We start from the raw sequence: 16,641 nt of genomic DNA on the forward strand, positions 1-16,641 counted from the left end.
ATGCTTTGAAGAAGAAGAAGAATTAATGCGTGCTTATATTCAAGAGATTCAAGATTCGTTTGATATAAAAATGGCAATGGAGTATTGCGATACACATGATATGAGAGAAATGTTAGAAATCCTTTGTGATAGAGCCGATTTAAAAGCCAATGATGAAAATCATTTAGAAGAATTTTCAGCAATGTATAGGCTAAATATGGAGCGAAAAGATCAACAAAATCAAAAAAACGTTTCAAAAGAATTGTTTAATAAAATCATTTCTCAAAAAAATAAAACGGAAGAAATGCAAATTTTTCAATAAATTTTAGAAGTGTACGTTCATTATCAAGAACTAAATTTTTATAAAATTATAGCCCTTTTGCCAAAATTAAAAGTTAAACTTGATCAAAATCAAAATAGTTATATACAAACATCATTAAAAATGCGTACTAATTATTTATTACAAAATGTATATTTGCGAAATATATGTGATTTTAAAAAAGTAAGAGAACTAGCACATGAAGCACTTAAAAATCCAATAGGAAAACGATTTGACGCTGTGTCTTATGTAAATCTTGGTGACTCTCATATACATGATGAAGATCCAACACAAGCTGTACAGTATCTTGAAAAAAGTATAGAACTTTACAAAGAACTAGGCTTGGGTTTTGCAGTAAATTGGATGCAAAACAAAATCGAATTAATTAGTATTCGAAGAGGAAGAAAACTTGATCAGATTTATATTGACCACAATATAGCGTTTAACCACATCATGAATGGTGAAAAAGAAAAAGGTTTAGCACTCCTTGATAAAGTAGACGTCACACCTGACACACTTTATATAAAAGGGATGGTAACGGATAATCGTGATTATTTTTGGAAGTCACTAAATGGATATTTAAAACGTGGAGATCGATTATATGGATTGCTTCCTGTTCAAGAATTAAAGCGATTAGGCGAAAATGAAGAGATGATTAACATGGTGTATAACAATTTGAAAGAGGTGAAATATGCATGAGAAAATTAGTGATAGCTTTCGTATTAACTTTTTCAATTTTGGGCTCGATTTCAATAGAGGAGGCAGTTCCTACTTCTTTTAGTGATGTTGGGCCAATGAGTGATGTTGGGCCAATGAGTGATGTAACCCCTTATTAAGAATATTGCTATAGATAAAAACGCAATCCATTAATGGATTGCGTTTTTATTATTTAGAGAGAAATTCAATTACTTTGCGTTCTTGGAACAAAAAATTCCTGCATATCAATACAGGAATTTTAATCAAACTTTTTTACAAATTATCAAACTTTATTTCAAATCCACAATTTATGTCAGTTTGGAATAAAGTCTGATCAAAAATGTCATGTAATGCCTCATGCTAGGACAAATAAAAAGAATCCATTTTGAAAAAAGATTGATCAAAATGGATTCTTCCCTTGTGAATGAGTATACAATTTTTATAAAAAAGTTTGATCAAAACTTTTCATAAACATTTCTACAGCAACGTTCCCTTCAAAATCCCCCTTCTAAAACGGTTAAACTTTTTTATAAACAGTACGACTTTATTCAAAACCATTAAACTTTGTTTTAATCCCACACCATTCATACCATTATTCAAAGTGAAAATAATGTCTGTAAAGAGCGATTATTTGGTTGCGATTTTTCACTCGCAAAAAAGGATATTCAATATAATTTGAAGAATTTTAAAAAGACGAGGTGATGCGATTGATTGAGAACCGCGTTGTATGGTGGATAGATGATCTATAATCAAAGCCTTGATCCGTATGGGTACCAGCAGGGCTTATGTTGTAATCCTATTCAGGCAGAAGCAAGTAGCAGAATGGACAATGATAAAGTCCCATTTTGATGTTATAGATAATTAACAAAATAAAATGCGGTATAACTTAGTTTGTATCGTTTATTAGGAGGAAAAAATGAAAACGTTTACAAAGATGTTTTTTTCAGTATTAATGATGGTGGTGATTTAAGCATTTCGGTTTTGTGCAAAATATAGATAAGACCGCCAAGTATACTTCATTAATACAAGGCGGTCTTATCGATCATTATCGGATTTCATAAATTATCAAACTTTGTTTTAAAGCCACATTTAATATCGGTTCGGAAAAGTAGTTACTGGACCGATTTTTTATTCTACTGTTTATAAAAATCAACATAGACTTTTAATTCACCATCTTTTATGAACACATCCATTGTAGCAAAACCAAAAGAACCGCCATTTCCACCATCTATAGCAATATGTTGTAACATTTCTGCATAGGCAGGACTAAATTCATTTTCCACTGTATTGTTCCAATAAATTTGAGGGAAAGAATTTAGCCAATACCCCGGTGCAGCTAATACGCGTGCATCCCCAATGAATTCAATACGGCTTTCACCAGGTACAGAATGATCAATTTCTATAACCATACTCATTTGATTAAACCATTCACCCGCTCGGGATGCGCGTATTTCATAAAGATTATAATTAGGACGATCCGGATTAAATTCATTAATCGTATTGATGTAGATATGTCCTATGATCTTGCCTTTATCTCTCACATATTTTACTTGGCTACCCCACTTTAAATCAAATCCTGCCTTAAATTTACCCAGGTCGCCCGGTGGTTTTTGCGGTCTTTCATCTTGTGCATCTGACATCATCGCATTTGTAGTAATAGGACTGAACGAAAATGCGATAGCAAACGCAATCAACGAACTTAGACCAAACGTTACTAATTTTTTCATGATAAAATTCCTCCTTTTTTAGTAATCTATTTTACCATAAAAATATTTTCAATTTTTCTGTTGTCGTTCGTCTAATTGTTTTTGCACCAGGACCAAAATTCATATGTTCTTTTTCTTTTGGACATAAAAACACCCCTTTAGATAATCATATCCAAAGGGGTAAAACGGTTCGACTTTTTTCAAAACGGTGCAACTTTATTTCAAATCCACACATTATTGTTGCTTTAGAATAAAGTTTGATTAAAAATACGTAACAAGCCCTTATTTCACGATACACAAAAAGAGTCTATTTTGAAAAAAGATTGATCAAAATAGACTCTTTCCTTGTGAATTAGTATACACTTTTTATAAAAAAGTTTGATCAAAAGTGTAATATCCAAAGGGATAAAACGATGCAACTTTATTTCAAATCAACACTTATCTCTTTTAGGGGTACCGCCAACATTTTAACGGAAATATACGCTAAGACAATATTTGGAACATAAAAGCTGAATTTCCCTACGCTAAGGGAAATTCGTGGTTCTTCCGAATGATACAAAAAATAATTATGTATCATTCTAAAGAAATGTTGCTTGGTAATAAAGTTTGATTAAAGATGTTCTGAAAACCCTTATTTTACAGCGAATGAAAAGCACCCGTTTTGAAAAAACGATTGATCAAAACGGATGCGTGCCGAAATTTTTCTGTTTTCCAGCGTTAGATACTATTATGCCAGCTTGCTCAAAACAGAATATATAAAGCATAAGCATAGTAAAACGCACCGGCTACACTCAGCTTAATTGGTGTGATATTGGCAAGCATTGTTACAGAAGATGAAAAAGCTTGTTTAATAAATTGAATTATTATTTCTGATAACTAGTTATAAATAACTATTCAACACAAATGGTATTTATAACCTGCGTCCATTTTTGCACAATAATATGTTCATAATTTGGACTTGTATTTATATAATCCTAAAGATAGAGTAAACCTATAATGTTGTATGCTATGAACCTATCTTAAAAAAGAATGAGTAAAATCTGTATTACGTGTAAAGAAGAATTACCGTTGACTAGAGATTACTACCATGTAGCAAGAAGAGCTAAAGATGGATTTAGAAGTACATGTAAGAAATGCAGGAAATGATATTGATAGAAAACGTAGAATGTACATTTCTATAAAATCTTATAATTAACAAAATAGAAATTGAATAGGAGAAATTACAATGAACATTAAAACAATATTACCAACAATGGGTGCATTATCAATCTTACTATTATCAGCTTGTGGAACTGATGAAGATTCAAACGGATCTATGAACAATGAAAATGAAAAACCACAAGAGGAAGTAGAAGAAGATGAATTTGATGAAGATTTCGCAACAAAAGAAAATCCTTTAAATTTTGGGAGTACAATAACCATAAATTTTATTAGAGAAAATGACGAAGGTGAGGAATATGCTTACTTTGCTAACTATACGATGGTTGATATGTTAAGAGGAGAAGAAGTTAATGATATGTTACCAGATGCTGAACCAAAAGAAGGTTTTGAATTTGCCGTGGTAAAAGCACATGTTCAATTTGTTTTTTCACCAATAGAAGATGAGACTGTTAGCTTTGAATGGTCTGATTTTAAATTCTTGAGTGGAGAAAATGAATACAATGCAGAGGAAGTAAACATAGAAGAAGATTCTATTGGACTTCTAAAAGGTGATATTTTACCAATGGAGGAAACAGAAGGTTATGTTGTAGGACAGGTTGAGATAGGTGAGGACTTCAATCTATCAATTGAACCTAATGACGATGAGATAGTTGTATTCGATGTTGAATAAATAAAAATTTCCCCTCTGCCAAACGGTAGAGGGGTTTTTATTCATTTCTTCACAATTTTCGCTCCTGTATTTGCAGCAACATAAATATTTCTCTTTCCTTTACTTGTATCAATCGTAATCACGTCTGTGGATGGCTTGCCTAGAATCTCATATTCTAGTCCGCCAAATGCAGACGGTGTTAAACTCCAGTCACTATTTTTAGTCACAGGCTGCACATCTAATTTATACGTTCTCCAGGTTGCTTCTGATGATGGAAGCTGTACGTACTCTTTTGTTTAGGACGATGATGAACCACTAAGCTTCAATACTTGGCCAACAGTGATTTTATATAGTCTTTGATCCCATTTAAATCTGCCAACGATTTTGTAGTCATGCCGTGATCCTGGGCAATCTCACTCAAAGTATCTCCATATTTAACTGTGTGTGTGGATGAAGAAGAACCACCAGATGATTTCTTTTTCAGTCCTAAATATTCCACTAAATCTTTTGCAATAGATTCACCAGCAGCCTTTAACACACTGTCATCACATAACTTCTTAATATCAATAGATAATTCATGTATCCACCTTCTGTAAGAATAGCTGGCATATTTGTTTCTCTTACCACTTGAAAGTTTGCAGCTTTCACACCTCTATTGTTTAACCCCATTGCAGCTGAAAGTTTAGGCTGCACAATATCAGCTGATTTTTTTGAATTAGCTGGCATGGAAGTATAAACATACGTTTCAACACCTGTATGAGTTCCCCAGGAACCTGTAAATGCGTTTCCAAGGGCACCCTATAACCATTGTGAACGGTGGGTGAACCCTGCGTGAATAGAAGATGAACCAACTGTGAAAACCTGGTGAATCATTGGCGTTGTTTTCGCTGGCTTATGCGTTCACGAAGATCAGCAAAATTGATTCCTAGTTCCTTTAATTTTCCTGGAAGTGTCACAGCCATTGCAACACTTAGTACAATTGAAACAATAATGATAATCAGATAAATGGATACTTTAACTGTTGGTTTGGAATAAAGTTTGATTAAAAATGTCACGTAAAGCCTCATGCTATGACAAACAAAAAGCATCCATTTTGAACAAAGATTGATCAAAATGGATGCTTCTCTTTAAATTGATCGCTTAATTTTTATAAAAAAGTTTGATCAAAAGTATATATCCAAAGGGGTAAAACGGTGCGACTTTTTTATAAACGGTTAATCTTTTTTCAAAACGGTCGAACTTTTTTATAAACGGTTAAACGTTATTTCAAATCTACAACTTATGTTGGTTTGGAATAAAGTTTGATCAAAAATCTCACGTAAAGCCTCATTCTACAACTAATAAAAAGCATCCATTTTGAAAAAAGATTGATCAAAATGGATGTTTTCCTTGTGAATTAGTGTACAATTTTTATAAAAAAGTTTGATCAAAAGTGGAATATCCAAAGAGTAAAACGGTGCAACGTGCAGAAGTACTTGTGGGGTAAAAGGAACATCTAGTTCGATGGTGGATTCTTTCATATGAATGCGAATAGTCGCATGTATTTCCTCTTCTGTGACAGGAACATTCATCGAACTCCAATTCGCACGTTCGTTTTTACGATGATCCTCCATTGGAGGCAATAATTTTCTCAGCCAGTAATAGAGTCGCTGAACCGGTAGGTTCTGTTTTTGACACAATCAGCTTTTGATAACCCACTTTCTTATAGTCTTGAATATGTGCTTCCCATTCTTTCTTTATATTCTGTCTCTATTTTTTCATAAAAAAACCTCCCACATAACGTATGTAAGAGATTATCTCATGGGTTATTTACAAATTGTATGTGGGGAATATTTTACGCTTACTTTTAAAATATATGTTTTTTCTCGTTTGCTAAAGGCTATAATCAACAGGTGTCTTATATTTTGGGGTTTCTATTTTATATCAATAACATAGAAAAAAACAAAATACAAACATACGTAACTGTTATTAAAGTGCAAATAATAGTTCTTAATTTTCCACCTATTTTCCCAAAGACAAACTCAATCACAAAAAAGGAACTTGCGACAATAAAAGACAACAGTAAAATAGCTATTTCTGGCATAAAGGAAACCAGGATAAAACCAGGAATAATATAAATCGTATATCTCACGATCAATTTTTCTACGTTACTAAAAATAGTGATTCGATCTACCAAATAAGAAAGTGGTAAAGCAAAGAGCACTAATGCAATTCCTATGAAAATAGTATATAGAAGATACGATGTAAAAAAATGCTCAAAAAAAGGATATTTAATACTTAAAAAAATAGTGTTTAGTGCTATACAAGTAATTAAAATTTGAAATTTTATTTTCATTCCCTCCACTTCAGACAACTACTTGACCTCATCTTTTTTTACGAATATCAACAGTACAATTTGAATATTCAGTCATATAGAAATAGTTTCGTTCCAAATCAGATAAAAACTCATGCTGTCTATTCGTCTTTATTCCTTTTAAACGTGTAGAACGACCTAATGAAGATACATCTTGAATATTCAGCCATGGCTTATAATCTGCACCAATACCTGAGCCACGACCTTCTTTAATCCACTTCTCAATTTCAGATGTTCTTCTTCTTTTAGACATAAAAACACCCCTTTAGACAATCATATCTAAAGGGGTAAAGCATCGCAACTTTTTTAAAAACGTCGCGACTTTATTCAAAACATCGCATCTTTTTTAAAAACATCGCGACTTTATTTCAAACCTACAACTTAAATTACGAATACTTAATTCTTATTCCACTGTCACACTCTTCGCCAAGTTACGTGGTTTGTCGACATCGCATCCTCTATGCAACGATGCATAGTATGAGATCAGCTGCGTTGGGACTACGGAAACGAGTGGGCTTAGTAGTTCGTGAACATGTGGGATCACGTAGCTGTCGCCTTCTTCTTCGAGTCCTTTCATTGCGATGGTGCATGTGTGTGCGCCACGTGCAGCTACTTCTTTGACGTTACCGCGGATGCTTAGGTTGACGTTTTCTTGTGTTGCTAGTGCGAGTACGGGTGTGCCGTCTTCGATTAGTGCGATCGTTCCATGTTTCAGTTCTCCTCCAGCGAAGCCTTCTGCTTGGATGTAAGAGATTTCTTTTAGTTTAAGCGCTGCCTCTTGTACGACGTGGTAGTCCAATGAACGACCAATGAAGAAGGCGTTGCGCGTTGTGCTTAGGAAGTCACGTGCGATTTGTTCGAATGCTTCTTTGTCGTCGGTTAGGGCTTCCATTGCCGTTGCAACGATTCCTAGTTCTTGGACAAGGTCAAATTCCATGTCGAAGCCTTTTACTTTTCCAGCCACTTCTGAAAGGATGGAAAGGACAGCGATTTGGGCTGTGTAGGCTTTTGTTGAAGCAACCGCAATTTCAGGTCCTGCATGTAATAGCAACGTATGGTTCGCTTCACGTGACAGGGTTGAGCCCGCTACGTTTGTTAAAGTTAATGCTGGATGTCCTAGCTCTTTCACGCGTACGAGTACAGCGCGGCTGTCAGCTGTTTCACCACTTTGAGAGATAAAGATGAATAACGGATTTTCTGATAGAAGTGGCATATTATAGACGAATTCGCTCGCTACATGCACTTCTGTTGGAATTTTAGCTGTTTTTTCAAGGAATTCTTTCCCTACTAGTCCAGCGTGATAACTTGTTCCACAAGCTACGATATAGATACGGTCTGCAGCGAGCACAGCATTTAGCACGCCATGATCGATCGTCAGGTCACCCATTTCGTTTTGGTACGCTTGAATGATTTTACGCATCACAAGTGGTTGCTCATCGATTTCTTTTAACATGTAGTGAGGGTACGTACCTTTTTCGATGTCGCTTGCATCTAATTCAGCTGTGTAAGGAGCGCGTGTCATTGTTTCACCATCTAGGTTTTTAATGATCACATCTTCCTTTGTCACAAGGACCATTTCTTTGTCCATAAGCTCGACGAATTGGTCGGTTACTTGCAGCATCGCCATTGCATCAGATGCTACCACGTTAAAGTCATCACCTAGTCCAACGAGTAATGGGCTTTTATTTTTTGCAACGAAGATTGTTCCTTCAAGTTCTTTATCTAAAAGAGCGATTGCATAAGAACCTTTTAGTTCTTTTAATGCTTTTTGGAATGCTTCTTCTGTTGAAAGTCCTTGTTCAACAAATGTTTCAATTAGCTGGACAATGATCTCTGTGTCGGTTTCACTTGTAAGCTCGACTGATGACAGGTATTCACGCTTAAGCTGGGAGTAGTTTTCGATGACTCCGTTATGCACTAGGGTGAAACGTTCAGTCGTACTTCGATGCGGGTGAGCATTCACTTTGCTTGGTGCGCCGTGGGTTGCCCAACGTGTATGACCAATTCCGATTGATCCTTCTACGTTGTCATCGACGATTGTACGAAGGTCTGCGATACGGCCTTTTTCTTTAAATACAGTCACGCCATCTTCGTTTTGCAGAGCGATGCCGGCTGAATCATAACCGCGGTATTCAAGTTTTTCAAGACCTTTTAGCAATATTTCTTTTGAGTCATTTAGTCCAATATATCCTACAATTCCACACATAATTCGTATCCTCCTGTTGATAAAGGAGGTCCAGGGGTCGTCAGGGGACGACTTGGCCCCCCTTATCTCTCGTTTGTTTGATCAAGATATGCTGCAATCCCGCTCCTTTGTCCACGAAGTCACCTTCATGATTTAAGATTGGGCGTACGACTGTGCAACTTCAGTCGGGAGGCATCCGCCGAAAACTCGATGCTCCTCCTCCTCGTCAACTGCCGCATTCGCTGCGAACAGTCCTGGCGCTTTTTAGTACGTAGTAACCTTACAATCCACCTTTCTTTATTGGCTTAATTTACATGTGTGTACCCCTTTACATAATGGGGGGTACATATATTATCATACTCGATTTACGTTCATTTCGTCAAACAGCTTATGTAAATTGATCATAAAACATAGTAAAGTACGGACACGTGTATTGCCGATGAGTTTGAGTTGCATGAAACGCTCGCATTTATCAGCGGTTACCTCTCATGTATCGAAGCTTAGTCCCTATTTATCCGCGGCTATCACTCGTTCATCGAAGTCTACATGCCATTTATCCGCGTATCGGGTCCATCGACCTATCGTTTTCATCGGCACTGTCCTTCGTTTATCATCAAAGTGTATCACTCCATTATCCGCTCCTCAGAAGGTCCTTCACACACCCTCCATCCTCACAACAAAAAACTGGCACCGCGCTTTCCAAGCACAGTACCAGCTAATTCATTTATTCATGATCCATTTAAGCAATACCCATTTCTTTCTCAACAACTACCGCAATTCGGTGAACGTACGCTTCACATTGTTCTGCTGTTTGAGCTTCTGCCATCACGCGTACTAGTGGTTCAGTACCGGATGGTCGAACAAGAATGCGGCCGTTGCCGTTCATTTCGCTTTCGACTTCTTCGATTACTGCTTTTATACGTGCATTGTCTGTTACGCCATGCTTGTCGCTTACTCGGATGTTAACGAGTTGCTGTGGGAATATTTCCATTTCACCCGCAAGTTCAGAAAGTTTTTTGCCCGTTATTTTCATGATGTTCACAAGTTGTAGACCTGTTAGCAGGCCATCACCTGTTGTGTTGTAGTCAAGGAAAATGATGTGACCAGACTGTTCTCCACCTAATGTGTAATTGCCTTTTCTCATTTCTTCTACCACGTAACGATCGCCAACGGCTGTTTGTATGCTATGAATGCCTTCTGCTTCTAAGCCTTTATAGAAGCCAAGGTTACTCATCACCGTCGATACAAGCGTATTTTGCTTTAAACGTGACTCTGATTTCAAATACTTCGCGCAAATGAACATGATTTGATCGCCGTCTACGATTGTACCGTTTTCATCGACCGCAATAATACGGTCGCCATCACCATCGAAGGCTAGTCCTACATCCGCTCCTTTTTCTTTTACGCAAGCAGCAAGTGTTTCAGGGTGTGTTGAGCCAACGCCTTCATTAATGTTTAAGCCGTTTGGTGATGCACCAATTGTTGATAGATCTGCATCTAGATCTGCAAATAGATGTGTTGCAAGCGTCGACGTTGCCCCATGTGCACAGTCAAGCGCTACGTGAAGTCCTGAGAAGTCTTCGTCTGCTATTTGTTTTAAATATTGCAGGTACTTTTGTCCACCTTCAAAGTAATCTGTCACGATACCAAGATCGGAACCAACTGGACGTGGTGTTTCGTCTGTTTCTGCATCGATTAGTGCTTCGATTTGTTCTTCTTGCTCATCGGTTAATTTAAAACCATCTGGCCCAAAAAATTTGATACCGTTATCTGGCACTGGGTTGTGAGAAGCAGAGATCATAACGCCTGCTTGAGCCCCCATTGCTTTTGTTAAGAAGGCTACTCCTGGTGTTGAAATAACGCCAAGACGCATAACTTCTGCACCAATTGATAACAATCCCGCTACTAGTGCTCCTTCAAGCATGTGTCCTGAAATTCTTGTATCTCGACCGATCAATACTTTCGGTCTCGTCGTTTCTTTTGTCAGCACGTAGCCTCCAAAGCGTCCAAGTTTAAATGCTAGTTCTGGTGTTAGCTCTGCATTCGCTATGCCACGAACGCCGTCTGTCCCAAAGTATTTACCCATTTCTGTCATCGCTCCTTCTTATCTTTACCGTTGTTCGACTGGATCGCATATATTAGGTTTGCGTAAGCTCGATGGTGATGTCCACTTGAGACAATATGTATGTCACGTTTTTGGGTCCTTCAATTTGAACATCCAGCTCATGCTTACCCTCAGTAAGATCCGTTGCATCTACATATAAAGCAACATCTGATTCAGTTAGTTCCTCTAACACGTCTGGCTCACCTGTCACTCGCAGATCCAGCTCCCCGCTTGGTGGCCCAATAAAGGTCACCCTCAGATCATCACCTGTACCTCTTACCTCAACAGGAAGAGAAGATAACTCCAGCTCTTCTTGTTCTGTATCTGGACTAGCGTTTTCTCCAGTATTCTCTTCATCTTCTTCATTTTCAACAGATCCTGTCTCAGCCACTGATTCTTCATCATCGGCCGCTTCCTCCACTTCATTAAATATCACGATTGCCGAGGCCATTTCTTGTGATAGTTTATTTACCCCATTTGGAAGAGGAATTGGCACTGATATTTTTGATCCGCTTTTTTCCACACTAGATAAATCAAACGGAACCTCAATTTCATCAATATTTGCGATTTCGTCTGGTTGACCAAAAATCGTAACGGTCGTTTGCGTTAATGATAACTCTTTCAATTCGAACCCTTGGATTATTGTGCCTGTTGGTTCGGGTACTAGTTTCACTTCTTTACTCGGTTGTACAACACTAATCGACACATCTACGCTTGAAGGTTCAACGGATACTTCTAATTTATCTAGGTCTTCATTTAGTACTCGGACAGGTGAGTCAACTGTTTCTTCATCTTCCACCGTACCGTCCAAATTAAGCGTTGCACGTACGTGGCGAATCGATTCAACAATTTCTTTGGCACCTGTTACTAAAACTGTTTCTGGATTGGTGTTAATTTGATCGACCTCATAGCCTTCAGGAATAATATCATTGTTATAGTCTATTTCGACGGGAAATTCCTCTGATACTCGCTCGTCGATTTTGACATTTACAACTGCAGTGGATAACGTAACACTAAGGTTTGTTGATAACCCTTCATATTGAATTTCCACTTCATTTGTACCAATTTCTTCCTCACTTAAGTCAATAAATACACGAAAATTACGAAGCGTTTTTGCACTAGCCACAATTTGAGGCGGCCCTTCAATGGTCACATCTATGGTAGGTGGAATCTCACTTACGACAAATAATTCTTTATCATAAATCACTTCAACTGGTACATTTTCAATTTTTCCAGTATCTGAGCTATTTAATTGATCACCAGGGTTATTGACAGTGGCGAACATGATCGAAGCCATGAGCAAAGCAAATCCTCTTAAAAACCAGCGACTATCGATGAATTTATCCATTGTTCTTTTTACCCCTCCAATTCCATCCCGTTGAGGTAGTTACTGTCTCATTCTCTCCAACAAACCATTCACGACGAATCAGCTTGCTAAATTCCTCTAGCTCCAAATTTCGTTGAAGTTCTCCATTTTTAGTGACTGAAATGGCTCCTGTTTCTTCTGATACAACGATCGTAATACTATCTGTTACTTCACTCACACCAAGTGCTGCACGGTGCCTTGTTCCAAGCTCTTTTGAAATAAAAGGACTCTCTGACAAAGGTAAATAACATGCCGCGGCTGCAATACGTTTTTTGTGGATAACGACCGCTCCGTCATGCAAAGGTGTATTGGGAATAAAAAGATTGATCAGCAGCTCAGATGTCAGCATAGAATCCATTTGAATCCCTGTTTCGATGTAATCGCCCATCCCTGTTTCTTTTTCAAGCGTAATTAGCGCGCCGATTCTACGTTTGGCCATGTAGCTAACTGCGTTCGTCACCGCTTCTACTAAGCGATCCTGCTCCTCGTTCTCACGCAGATTACCTCGTGAAAATATTCGACCACGCCCAAGCTGTTCGAGTGCGCGACGAAGCTCTGGTTGAAAAATAATGATAATACCAAGAACACCCCAAAGCATTACCTGTTCCATCATCCACTCTAATGTATTAAACCCAAGAAGGTTACTGAGCCCTCGGACGATAACAATGACAAAAATTCCTTTTAAGAGTTGCACAGCCTTCGTCCCGCGAATCACTGTGATCAACTTATAGATCACAAACCATACGAGCAGAATATCCACTGCGTTGGTTACAACATCCAACACCGTTAAATCGGAGAATAGATCAGCAAACGGCATATGACTTCCTCCACTTATTTATTTAATAAATCCCTATATAAGGGTTGCATAATATCCATTTAAACTATCTCATTATAACATACATAGTAACAAACATACGCTTATCTTACCATAGACTCATCTTGTAACACCGCGCTTAAATGAAGAAAAGCATCGACCCACTCCCACAAGTCAATGCTTTTAGCGGTTATTCATTCGGTTGAAAGAAACCACCCAAATCTTTGAATACTGATTTGATGTTGTACCAAAGCCATTCGAATCCTTGGTCTATCTCTTCAATATCACCTGTAATTGTACCACCCCCGGCCATATAACGATCGCCGTTAATCATCGTAACGTCACCCTTTATTTCACCCTCAACGCGAAGGTCACCATTACGTACAACAAGGTCACCTTCAACCACTTCGCCTTCTGGTACAACCACTGTTTGTCCATCAACCACAACATTTTCTATTTTAGTAAACGCAAACTCATTCCCGTCGTTCCAAGAAGTAAAAACACTACCTCCCATTAAAACCATAAATACAGCGGCCGCAGCGAGTAGTGGATGGCGTTGCAACAAACGTCGCATTCCCACCTCTTTCTTTTCCTTGGGCAGTCGGTTCATCACTTTTTCTGTAAAGTCTTGCGGTGCGTTGATATGTGAGGTGCTTTGCACTAACGCAATCGTCCGTTTTAGTTCATGAAAATGAGTGCGACACGCTTCGCATTCATGAAGGTGAGACTTTAACTCTTTTTCATCTTCGTGTGACAACTCTTCATCTAAATATTCATGCATATAATGCACCATTTTATCAGGACAAGTGTTCACAGTACTCACCCTCTCTACATTGTTCTTAATTGTTTTCGTAGCGCTTCTCGACCACGGTGGATTCTTGTCTTGACAGTGCCAAGTGGTAGATACAGGATCTCGCTAATTTCTTTTAACGAGAGCTCCTCAATATATCTCAATACGATCACAGAACGATATTTATCAGGTAGTTTTACAATTTCTTGTTGAATTGAGTCCTGTAATTCCATTGACTCCACTTCTTCCTCAGGCAAACGACCATCTGCCTGAATCTGAGAGTACATCGTCAACCCTTCCGTACCAGTAACTTCAGCATCCAAATAGTAATCGGGTTTTTTCTTTCTGATGCGATCAATACACAAATTGGTCGCGATTCGATACAGCCATGTTGAAAACTTACGGTCGACGTCAAACGTGTGTATGTTAATATACGCGCGAATAAATGCCTCTTGTGATATATCCTCCGCCTCATGTCGATTCCCTAGCATTCGGTAACAAACGTGAATCACTTTATCTTTATATAGTTCCACAATCTCACCAAATGCATTCTGATCCCCTTTAAGCACCTGTTTTATTCTCTTTTTAACTATGAGTTCCATTCTCTCTATACCTCCGCTTCATGCGGCTATAACCCTTTACGACTATTCTTAGCAAAAGGTTTCACTCTTTTTTATGAATGCACGTTTTTTAAAAAATATATGTAATCATGCTAAAGTTTCGGTTAGCTAACAATATGATTATACAACTCAAAAAGTAATGAGTCATCCATTTATTTCAAAAAATATGGTAGAATTTTAAACTTATTTTAAGAGGAAAGGACTCTAGAGGATATGCATTGATCTTGTTAAAGGTGTTTCTACCAGCCTAATCTCCACAACTAATTGCGTCGTGCAAAAAAGAGCCAGTGTATATGCACACCAGCTCTTTTCCGACATAAACTCTTATAACAATTTTTCGCCAAACAATGAACCCATCAATGCAACTGCAACCGCTGCTGTTTTATTTTTTTCATCAAGGATTGGATTCACTTCTACAAATTCTGCAGACGTTAAAATGTCTGATTCCGCCAACATTTCCATCGCTAAATGACTCTCACGGTAGCTGATTCCACCATTGACAGGTGTTCCAACTCCCGGTGCATCACTTGGATCTAAACCGTCCAAGTCTAATGACAAATGAACTCCATCCGTGTTTTCCTTCAAGTACTGGATTGCTTCTTCCATCACCTTCGTCATGCCCATGCGATCGATCTCGTGCATCGTGTAGACGCGAATGCCTTTTTCCTTAATCAGTTCGCGCTCGCCTTCATCTAGTGAGCGTGCCCCAATAATAACAATATTCTCTGGCTTTACTTTCGGCGTGTATTCATGAATATTCACTAGATCTGAGTGCCCAATTCCAATACTGACAGCAAGCGGCATTCCATGAATATTCCCAGAAGGAGACGTATCTCCCGTATTCAAGTCACCATGTGCATCATACCAAATCACACCAAGATTCTCATATTTCTGACCAATTCCAGCAAGCGATCCAATCGCAATACTATGATCACCGCCTAAAATTAACGGAAAATGACCTTTATCCTTAGCTTCTTTCACTGTATCTGCAAGCTCCATATTACCTTTAACAACGGCATCTAAATTACGTAAGTTGGTATCTGTCATATGTACACTCTCTGCTTGATCAATTTGAATGTCACCCAAATCCTCAACCTGGTGACCTAGCTGCTCTAGTCGCTGGATCGCTCCTGCGTAACGAATCGCACTCGGCCCCATATCTACACCACGTCTCATTTGTCCAAGGTCCATCGGCACACCAATAAGCGAAATATTCTTTTTTTTCATTATAATTCATCCCCTAACACTATTTTAATAGAATCTTCTAACTATTCTATTGTAACGCTTACACCTACAGTGACTCAACCAAGCAATGTTGTGTATATATATGCGTTGGTCAAAAAGTTGCGAAGAGAAAATGCGTTTTTTATCCATTTTTGTGTGAATGTGCGGAGGACTACCTTCATTACTATCTGAACTGATGATTTACTGTCTAAAAATCCTGCTCTTACGCGGAAATGACCCATTTACATGACAAATTCTATTTTCAATTTCCTTAACAAAAAAAAAACCCCCATCAATGATGAGAGATTTTTAAAGATGAGCCATGTAGGATTCGAACCTACGACCCTCTGATTAAAAGTCAGATGCTCTACCAACTGAGCTAATGGCTCATGGCTGGGCTAGCTGGATTCGAACCAACGCATGACGGAATCAAAATCCGTTGCCTTACCGCTTGGCTATAGCCCAATGTCTAAGAGGTTTCATTTAGTATGACCCATAAAACAATATAGAAACAATTTTAAAAATGGTGGAGGGGGGCAGATTCGAACTGCCGAACCCTAAGGAGCGGATTTACAGTCCGCCGCGTTTAGCCACTTCGCTACCCCTCCGTATTTAATGTGAAAACTGGTGCCGGCAAGAGGACTTGAACCCCCAACCTACTGATTACAAGTCAGT

Annotated in this window: 17 protein-coding genes, 3 tRNA genes and 2 pseudogenes; 4 read left to right on the top strand and 18 right to left on the bottom strand. The window is 38.2% G+C overall.

The annotated features are described in order from the left end of the window. The 3 genes from AB1471_RS16085 to AB1471_RS16095 all read left to right on the top strand — a co-directional run. Positions 1–301: hypothetical protein (locus tag AB1471_RS16085; RefSeq protein ID WP_367780786.1), on the top strand; the 301-nt coding region annotated here is incomplete at its 5' end. A gap of 9 nt (positions 302–310) precedes the next feature. After that, the gene (locus AB1471_RS16090; protein ID WP_367780787.1) at positions 311–997 is read left to right on the top strand and encodes an AimR family lysis-lysogeny pheromone receptor; all 687 of its coding nucleotides are present in this window, start codon (positions 311–313) and stop codon (positions 995–997) included. After that, positions 994–1,134: a hypothetical protein gene (locus tag AB1471_RS16095; RefSeq protein ID WP_367780788.1), complete on the top strand. Its 141-nt coding sequence runs from the start codon at positions 994–996 to the stop codon at positions 1,132–1,134. The genes AB1471_RS16090 and AB1471_RS16095 overlap by 4 nt, the downstream gene beginning before the upstream one ends. A gap of 993 nt (positions 1,135–2,127) precedes the next feature. On the opposite strand, the gene AB1471_RS16100 is transcribed toward AB1471_RS16095, so the two are convergent. After that, positions 2,128–2,721 carry a hypothetical protein gene (locus AB1471_RS16100; RefSeq protein WP_367780789.1) on the bottom strand — a complete coding sequence of 198 codons (594 nt, stop codon included), beginning with the start codon at positions 2,719–2,721 and terminating at the stop codon, positions 2,128–2,130. Positions 2,722–3,925: 1,204 nt separating this feature from the next. Here AB1471_RS16100 and AB1471_RS16105 point away from each other — a divergent pair. After that, positions 3,926–4,531, top strand: coding sequence for a hypothetical protein (locus AB1471_RS16105; protein WP_367780790.1), 606 nt, complete (start codon positions 3,926–3,928; stop codon positions 4,529–4,531). A 41-nt stretch (positions 4,532–4,572) separates the two neighbouring features. Here AB1471_RS16105 and AB1471_RS16110 read toward each other — a convergent pair whose 3' ends face one another. The 17 genes and pseudogenes from AB1471_RS16110 to AB1471_RS16190 all read right to left on the bottom strand — a co-directional run bounded on the left by AB1471_RS16110 (position 4,573) and on the right by AB1471_RS16190 (position 16,574). Continuing rightward, entirely contained in the window at positions 4,573–4,737 is a 165-nt protein-coding gene (locus AB1471_RS16110; RefSeq protein ID WP_367780791.1) for a hypothetical protein, read from the bottom strand. Positions 4,738–4,832: 95 nt separating this feature from the next. After that, positions 4,833–5,048: a LysM peptidoglycan-binding domain-containing protein gene (locus AB1471_RS16115; protein WP_367780792.1), complete on the bottom strand. Its 216-nt coding sequence runs from the start codon at positions 5,046–5,048 to the stop codon at positions 4,833–4,835. Further along, positions 5,042–5,257 (bottom strand): annotated as a pseudogene (locus tag AB1471_RS16120) (N-acetylmuramoyl-L-alanine amidase); the annotation flags it as partial. The pseudogene AB1471_RS16120 and the gene AB1471_RS16115, both read right to left, overlap by 7 nt. A 122-nt stretch (positions 5,258–5,379) precedes the next feature. Continuing rightward, complete coding sequence (locus AB1471_RS16125) at positions 5,380–5,565, bottom strand: hypothetical protein (RefSeq protein WP_367780793.1); 186 nt, start codon at positions 5,563–5,565, stop codon at positions 5,380–5,382. 282 nt (positions 5,566–5,847) lie between these two features. Beyond that, a complete protein-coding gene (locus AB1471_RS16130; protein ID WP_367780794.1) occupies positions 5,848–6,189 on the bottom strand; it encodes a hypothetical protein in 342 nt (113 codons plus the stop codon). A 239-nt stretch (positions 6,190–6,428) separates the two neighbouring features. Further along, the gene (locus tag AB1471_RS16135; protein ID WP_367780795.1) at positions 6,429–6,863 is read right to left on the bottom strand and encodes a hypothetical protein; all 435 of its coding nucleotides are present in this window, start codon (positions 6,861–6,863) and stop codon (positions 6,429–6,431) included. A 16-nt stretch (positions 6,864–6,879) separates the two neighbouring features. Further along, a pseudogene (locus AB1471_RS16140) lies at positions 6,880–7,116 on the bottom strand (TnsA endonuclease N-terminal domain-containing protein); the annotation flags it as partial. Positions 7,117–7,266: 150 nt separating this feature from the next. Continuing rightward, positions 7,267–9,069, bottom strand: a complete 1,803-nt coding sequence (gene glmS, locus AB1471_RS16145) for a glutamine--fructose-6-phosphate transaminase (isomerizing) (protein WP_367780796.1) — start codon at positions 9,067–9,069, stop codon at positions 7,267–7,269. 718 nt (positions 9,070–9,787) lie between these two features. Next, complete coding sequence (glmM, locus tag AB1471_RS16150; protein ID WP_367780797.1) at positions 9,788–11,134, bottom strand: phosphoglucosamine mutase; 1,347 nt, start codon at positions 11,132–11,134, stop codon at positions 9,788–9,790. Between the two features lie 52 nt (positions 11,135–11,186). Then, positions 11,187–12,500: a CdaR family protein gene (locus AB1471_RS16155; RefSeq protein WP_367780798.1), complete on the bottom strand. Its 1,314-nt coding sequence runs from the start codon at positions 12,498–12,500 to the stop codon at positions 11,187–11,189. Beyond that, positions 12,493–13,335, bottom strand: a complete 843-nt coding sequence (gene cdaA / locus AB1471_RS16160) for a diadenylate cyclase CdaA (RefSeq protein ID WP_367780799.1) — start codon at positions 13,333–13,335, stop codon at positions 12,493–12,495. Before cdaA ends, AB1471_RS16155 begins: the two co-directional genes overlap by 8 nt. Positions 13,336–13,522: 187 nt before the next feature. Next, complete coding sequence (locus AB1471_RS16165; protein ID WP_367780800.1) at positions 13,523–14,146, bottom strand: zf-HC2 domain-containing protein; 624 nt, start codon at positions 14,144–14,146, stop codon at positions 13,523–13,525. Positions 14,147–14,160: 14 nt separating this feature from the next. Then, positions 14,161–14,724, bottom strand: a complete 564-nt coding sequence (sigW, locus tag AB1471_RS16170; RefSeq protein ID WP_367780801.1) for an RNA polymerase sigma factor SigW — start codon at positions 14,722–14,724, stop codon at positions 14,161–14,163. Between the two features lie 342 nt (positions 14,725–15,066). Beyond that, positions 15,067–15,969 (bottom strand): arginase, encoded by a 903-nt coding sequence (gene rocF / locus AB1471_RS16175; protein WP_367780802.1) that lies wholly within the window; start codon positions 15,967–15,969, stop codon positions 15,067–15,069. A 313-nt stretch (positions 15,970–16,282) separates the two neighbouring features. After that, positions 16,283–16,355: transfer RNA gene (locus AB1471_RS16180), tRNA-Lys, on the bottom strand. A 1-nt stretch (position 16,356) separates the two neighbouring features. Further along, positions 16,357–16,431: transfer RNA gene (locus AB1471_RS16185), tRNA-Gln, on the bottom strand. Positions 16,432–16,490: 59 nt separating this feature from the next. Continuing rightward, positions 16,491–16,574, bottom strand: a tRNA-Tyr gene (locus AB1471_RS16190). Between the last annotated feature and the right edge of the window lie 67 nt (positions 16,575–16,641).

Source organism: Jeotgalibacillus marinus (genome assembly GCF_040801915.1).
In the GTDB taxonomy this organism is placed as follows: Bacteria; Bacillota; Bacilli; order Bacillales; family Jeotgalibacillaceae; genus Jeotgalibacillus; species Jeotgalibacillus marinus.

Bases quoted from the DNA above. Each gene is read 5' to 3' on its own strand.
- AB1471_RS16095 (WP_367780788.1), top strand. From the start codon at position 994: ATGAGAAAATTAGTGATAGCTTTCGTATTAACTTTTTCAATTTTGGGC.
- AB1471_RS16100 (WP_367780789.1), bottom strand. From the start codon at position 2,721: ATGAAAAAATTAGTAACGTTTGGTCTAAGTTCGTTGATTGCGTTTGCT.
- AB1471_RS16105 (WP_367780790.1), top strand. From the start codon at position 3,926: ATGAACATTAAAACAATATTACCAACAATGGGTGCATTATCAATCTTA.
- glmS (WP_367780796.1), bottom strand. From the start codon at position 9,069: ATGTGTGGAATTGTAGGATATATTGGACTAAATGACTCAAAAGAAATA.
- glmM (WP_367780797.1), bottom strand. From the start codon at position 11,134: ATGGGTAAATACTTTGGGACAGACGGCGTTCGTGGCATAGCGAATGCA.
- AB1471_RS16155 (WP_367780798.1), bottom strand. From the start codon at position 12,500: ATGGATAAATTCATCGATAGTCGCTGGTTTTTAAGAGGATTTGCTTTG.
- cdaA (WP_367780799.1), bottom strand. From the start codon at position 13,335: ATGCCGTTTGCTGATCTATTCTCCGATTTAACGGTGTTGGATGTTGTA.
- sigW (WP_367780801.1), bottom strand. From the start codon at position 14,724: ATGGAACTCATAGTTAAAAAGAGAATAAAACAGGTGCTTAAAGGGGAT.
- rocF (WP_367780802.1), bottom strand. From the start codon at position 15,969: ATGAAAAAAAAGAATATTTCGCTTATTGGTGTGCCGATGGACCTTGGA.